At 64.7% G+C, this 6,000-nt stretch carries 2 protein-coding genes; both read right to left on the bottom strand.

Annotation, left to right across the window (positions count from 1 at the left end; translation table 11 throughout):
* Positions 1 to 2,236: AMP-binding protein (locus G9373_RS28175; protein WP_167117839.1), on the bottom strand; the 2,236-nt coding region annotated here is incomplete at its 3' end.
* A gap of 1 nt (position 2,237) precedes the next feature.
* On the bottom strand, positions 2,238 to 5,120 hold the full coding sequence (gene pabB, locus G9373_RS28170; protein ID WP_167117834.1) for an aminodeoxychorismate synthase component I: 2,883 nt from the start codon (positions 5,118 to 5,120) through the stop codon (positions 2,238 to 2,240).
* Between the last annotated feature and the right edge of the window lie 880 nt (positions 5,121 to 6,000).

The following is a 6,000-nucleotide window of genomic DNA, read 5'->3' as shown; positions in this document are numbered from 1 at the left end:
TGGGGGAGGTGTCGGTGGGTGTGGCCCAGCGGGTGAGCAGGTCGGGGGTGCAGGCCTCGCCGGCCGAGAGGACGGTGTGCAGGGTGTGGAGGTCGGTGGGGTCGATGGTGGCCAGTGCGGCCGGTGTGATCACGGCGTGGGTGACGTGGGTGGTGTGGAGGAGGTGGGTGAGTTCGTCGCCGCCGAAGACGGTGGGTGGGGCGATGACCATGGTGGCGCCGGCTCCGGTGGCGAGGAGCAGTTCGAAGACCGAGGCGTCGAAGCTCGGGGATGCCACGGCCAGGGTGCGGGAGTCGGGGGTGATGGTGAATCGTTCGCGTTGTTCGGCGGCGAGGTTGGCCAGCCCTTGGTGGGTGACGACGACGCCTTTGGGGGTGCCGGTGGAGCCGGAGGTGTAGAGCAGGTAGGCGGTGTTGGTGGTGTGCAGGGGTCGGAGTCGGTCGGTGTCGGTGATCGGACCTGAATCCATGGTGTTGCAGCGGGTTTCGAGGTCGGGGGTGTCGATGACGAGCCAGGGCAGTGGTTCGGGCAGGGTGGTGGCGTGCTCGGTGGTGGTCACTCCGAGTGCGGCTCGGGAGTCCGAGAGCATGTGGGTGATGCGGTCTTTCGGGTAGTTCGGGTCGATTGGGAGGAACGCGGCGCCGGTTTTGGTGGTCGCCCAGACTGCGAGGATCGCTTCGGGGGAGCGGGGGAGTGCGATGGCGACGGTGTCTTCGGTGCCGATGCCTTCGGCGATCAGGATCCGTGCCAGTTGGGAGGATGCGGTGTCGAGTTGTTCGTAGGACAGGTGGTGGTCTTCGTATGTCACCGCCGGTGCGGTGCGGTTGTGTGCTGCGGCGGTGGTGAGCAGTTGTGGCAGTGTCGTTGCGGGGTGTTCGGGGCCGCCGGTGCGGTCGAGCAGGTTCCGTCGTTCGTCGGCGTCGAGGAGGTCGAGGTCACCGACCCGACTCCCCGCATCGGCAGAAAGGAAGCGGTCGAGAAAGGACAACAAGCGGTCGTGATGACATTTGAGAACGTCGTCGTCGTACAGGCTCGGGTTGGCTTGGAAGTCGATGTGCGTCGTGGTGCCGCCCACGCTCGGGTAGATGTTGACGAAAAGATCGTCGACGAGCCCGGAGGTCAACACGTGCAGTCGGCCGAGGTGCGGGCCCAGCCGGATCTCTCGGTCGGCCGGCATGATGTTGAGAGTCGGACCGAACGAGCGATTGCGGCTGATGTCCGTGCCGAGATCACGGCAGATGTCCTCACGGCGGTACCGCTGCCGCCGCAGCGCCCCGGTCAACTCGAGCTGGGCGGAGTGGATCAGTGTCCCGATCGTCACGTCCGCGCCCACGTCGAGCTGCAGCGGCACGACATTGGCCACCATCCCACCTGAGCGTCGCAGCGGTGCGGTCGTTCGGGCCGAAACCGGCAGACTGAGTACGATGTCCGATCTGCCTGTCATCCGGCACAGGAAGCCGGCAAGAGCAGCGACCAAGACCGTTGCTGCACTCGAGTTGTGCTTCGTTGCGACCGAATCGAGCAATGAGGCTACGTCGTGTGACAAGGCCGCGCTGGCCACTCGCGGATGCGCCTCGACGGGCGCCGACCGCCCGGCCAGGCTCGCAGGTTCCGGCAGTCCCGAGGTCCGTTCCGCCCAGTACCGCCGATCCGCCTCGAAGCGATCCGAGTTCCGGTAGGCAGCATCGATTTCAACGATCTGTGCGAGGTCCAGCACGCGGAGCGGCGGGGCCTCGACACCGGCAACTGCGGCCGTATACAACTCGGCAATACGCTGCATCAGCGTCATGGCGCCGTAGCCGTCGAGGGCGATGTGGTGAACGCGTGAGTACCAGTAGCAGTGCCGGTCGCCGACTCGGAGGATCGCCGAGACTGCGAGCGCATCGTGGAGGAGGTCTATCGGGGCGCTGAACTCGCTGCGCATCCACTGCTGCGCGACGACGCTCGGGTCGTCCTCCGCGCGAAAGTCGATTCGCCGGACCCCGCTGTCGGAAGAGTCGTCGACCAGTTGATACAGCTCACCGTCGTGATCGACCAGGCGTAAGAACCCGGAACCGAACTCCCTGGCCGCGACGCGACTGGTCGCCTCGAGCAAATCGATATCCAACTCGCCGAAGACCTCGACGTACTGCGCGATCGTGATCGGGAGCTCGCCGGCCAGTTGCTGGGCGAACCAGATTCCCTTTTGCGCGGCCGATAAACGGCATGCCTCGGACGGAAGGGCTCCCGAGCACATTTCAATTCCTGGAATCGGTGGCGGGACGGCGTCCACGACTCTTCTCCGATCTGCTCTTCGCACCAGGAGGCGTGCAAGGGTTGGGCTCGGGCCCGACCTCGGCGTGCTGGAGTTGCATGGATGTCCGCGCGCACGTGGTGTAGGCCGCTTCTCCCGCCTGATCGAAATGTGTTGCCACGTTGGCGAATAACTTGTTCTCGTCGAGTAGTGCGAGCACTGTCGTGTAGCGGTCGGGACGGTGCTCGACGACGAGGCTGCCGCCCGCGTGCAGGAGCCGTGCCGCCGCAACAATCGTTTGCCGGGCGAGCTTCAGCCCATCTGTGCCGCTGACCAAGGCCCGTCGGCGGTACTCGCCGCACTGTGAGGGAAGGTCTTCGTCGTCGGGAATGCACGGTGGACGGGCGAGGACCAGATCGGCCGTTCCGGCAAGGCCGGACAGTAGATTGGGCGTGGTGACGGCGCTTTCGTGAAGCACGATCGGGCTCTCGCCGAGGCGGATCTGACGTTCGATGTTGCGTCGCGCCACGTTCAGGGCTGTCGGATCCGCATCCACGGCATGTACACCGGCGTCGGCTCGGGCATGCGCGATTGCCAGGGCGATTGCTCCCGAACCGGTGCACAGATCCACGACCACTGGAGTCGTGACATGTGAAATAACGGCGAGGGCCTCGGCAAGTACAAGTTCGGTGTTGGCCCTGGGTGCCGGCACACCGGGGCAGACCCACACTTCTACACCGCCCAGTTCGGCCCGCGAGAGTCGTCGCATAGCTCGATCGATGGCGTCACTCGAGGTCTGCGGACCAACGCTGTGTGCGAGGGCGGGGGATCTGCCGGCGCTGATCGTGAGGGCCCTGCGCATGGCGGCCGCCTTGACCAGGGTCTCGGTGAACTCTTCGTCGGGGTCGGATAATGCGACGATGGCGCCCCCGATCCCGAAGCTCACTGTCCCGTGCCGGGACACCATGGTTCGGATGACGATGCTGAGGTCGGCGGTGCCGTTGATGGACAGCCAGCCGAGGGCGCCCGAGTACACGCCTCGCGGCCCCTCCTCCAGCCGATCGATGATTTCCATGGTGCGTATCTTCGGTGCTCCGGTCATCGAGCCACCCGGGAAGCAGGCGCGCACACACCCGACTGCAGTCGCGTCGCTGCGCAGCGTCCCCCGCACCGTCGACACGAGTTGGTGGACCGGTGCGTAGGTTTCGACGTCGAACAATCGCGGTACGTGCACAGAACCGGGAGTGCAGACCCGTGAGAGATCGTTACGCACGAGGTCGACGATCATGAGGTTCTCGGCCCGGTCCTTCTCGCTCGTCAGCAGGTCCTGGCGGAGCGCGTCGTCCGTCGCAGCGGTTGCTCCCCGCGGCCGGGTGCCCTTGATCGGCTTGGACTCCACTACCCGGTCGGCGTCCACGCGCAGAAACCTCTCGGGGGAGGCGCTGAGTATGTCCGCTGCCTCGAACCTCAGGAGTGCTGCGTAGGGCACTGGAGTGATCGATCGGAGGTAGGCGAAGGTTTCGACGGGGTCTATCTCGACATCGATCTGGGCGTGGTTCGTCAAGCACACTTCGTACGTTTCGCCGACGCGAATGTTCTCCAAACAGGTACGGATCTTGTCGAGGTAGGTTTCACGGTTGTGGCGCAGCGTCATGCGCGGGTCTGCCGCCGACCTGATGAGCGGCCGCGCGGGAAGCGCATCGTCGGTCGTGACGGGCAACCGGTTGATTACCTGGGCCGTACGGCGCATCCAGTCGCGGGTTTCGGGTTCGTTGGCCTGCTCGCTGAGCGCCAGGAGGTAGCAGCTGCCGTCGACGTGGTCGATCACGACTGCGCGGTCGGCGAAGACCATGGCAGCGTCCGGTGTGTCCGCGGAGTGTTGCGCATTGCCGTCGGCTTCGGCCTTCAACTCGTAGCCCAGGTAGCCCACGTAACCCAGATTGAACGAGAACGGCAGGTCCGGCGATGGCGGCACAGCGCGGGCCCGCAACTGTTCGTCGAGATAGTCGAAGAATCGCACGGGTCGTTTGCCGGCCGGAACGCCGGAACGGTGCACCAGGACGGTGCCGTCCGCAACGTCGTACGTGATGTACTCGGCGCGTGGGCCAGATGCGTCGCCCATGATGGTGAAGCGGGCGTCCGACTCCACTGTGGAGCTGCCGTCGAGCCAAAAACTGTTGGGGCCGTCTGCGAACAGGCGCTCATACACCGTCTGCGGGTCGACTCGCCGATCTATCCGCCGTGTTTCCACCACGTATGGCGATAAGGTCCGCGGCCGACGTCGAGGCTTCGGGGCGGATCCCTTCCGGCGGGTCGGGGTGAGGTCACGGAAGTTGGCGAGGAGTTCATGTCCATGATCGGTACAGATCGATTCCGGATGAAATTGCACCCCCCACAGCGGGCGCCGGCGGTGCCTTACTCCCATGAGGATCCCGTCGGATGTCCACGCGGTTGGCTCCAGCTCATCAGGGAGATTTTCGACGGAGAGAGAGTGGTACCGGACGACCGACAGGGGCGAGGGGAGGCCCGCGAACAATTCTCTTCCGTCGTGGAATACCTCTGAGTTGCGACCGTGCCTCGGCTCTGGTGCCAAGACGACATGCGCACCGAACAGTTGGCATAAACCCTGATGGCCGAGGCACACTCCTAGCGTTGGAAGCCCACCCTGCAGAATGGCCCGCGAGCTGATGCCGAAGTCGCGTTCGCTTGCTGGACGACCGGGCCCCGGAGAGATCACGATATTGTCGAACTCGGTCAGTTCGATCGCACGCCAGTCGACGTCGTTGCGCACCACCGTCGGCGGGCACCCGTTGACCTCGCTGAGAAAGCTGTAGAGGTTGTATGTGAAGGAGTCGTAGTTGTCGATCAACAACGTCTTGGTAAACATCGTTCGCCCGGTTCTCGGCGTGTGAGGGATGCGACACTGCGGTGTCACTCGCCGGTGCACCGACGTGAAGAGGTCCCTCGACTTATTGCAGGAGCTTTCGTCTGAGCGCGCACCACCCGTGGCGCCCTCCTCCAGCACGGGGAAAGCTCGTGTGATTCATTGACTGGGGGCGTTGCCACCAAGACCTCTCGACGTGTCGGCCCCGTTAGGAGGCTCCGCCGACCTGAGGAAAACTGACCGGCTGCGCCTGAGTGCCGGCGATGCCCGCTCGTGCATTTTTGGGGACGAACCGGCCGGGGGACAACTGGGTCCTTGTACCGTCGATACGGTGGGCCTGATGGACATGATCAATCCTTAGGAGGGCTATTTAGCCTGTCTATCAACGCAACCCGCCCAGACCCCGACACGCCGCGCGAGGCGCGCACTCCACCTTAAGTCACGAAAGTCTGTGGATACAAGGGCACCCATCCGGGTAATCCACAGAGCAAATGGTCGGTTCCATTCGCGGAGGGTGACGGTGTGACTAGGGCCTCCGGCGCACGAAAGTGATTGCGTCTCTTGACCTCAGGGGTGATGTGTCTGCTGTAATGATCACGAGGATGGAACGGCCGACCGCGACGATGGCGGGCGCGTTTCCCCGTTTCGCCAGTTGGGGACGGCGCAGCCGGGGATTGCATCGGCATGAAGCTTTCTGTACCTCGTGCGCGGTGGTATCGCCTGGCGGCAATGCCGATCGAGTTCCCCCGGCCGGGACGGTGCACGCGGTCTTCGCCCGCTCCAGTCGAGCGGCGAGGACCTGGTGGGGGAGTGGGCGAGGTTGCGGGCACCAGGCGGAGGTCGGGCGAGATCCGCAACAGCCACGTCGTCGAGGCGGAAGTGA

The sequence above is a fragment of the Rhodococcus sp. A14 genome (assembly GCF_011603105.1).
Lineage (GTDB): Bacteria > Actinomycetota > Actinomycetes > Mycobacteriales > Mycobacteriaceae > Rhodococcus_F > Rhodococcus_F opacus.
The sequence above is the reverse complement of the archived record's forward strand: the minus strand, read 5'-3'. Positions and strand labels throughout refer to the sequence as shown.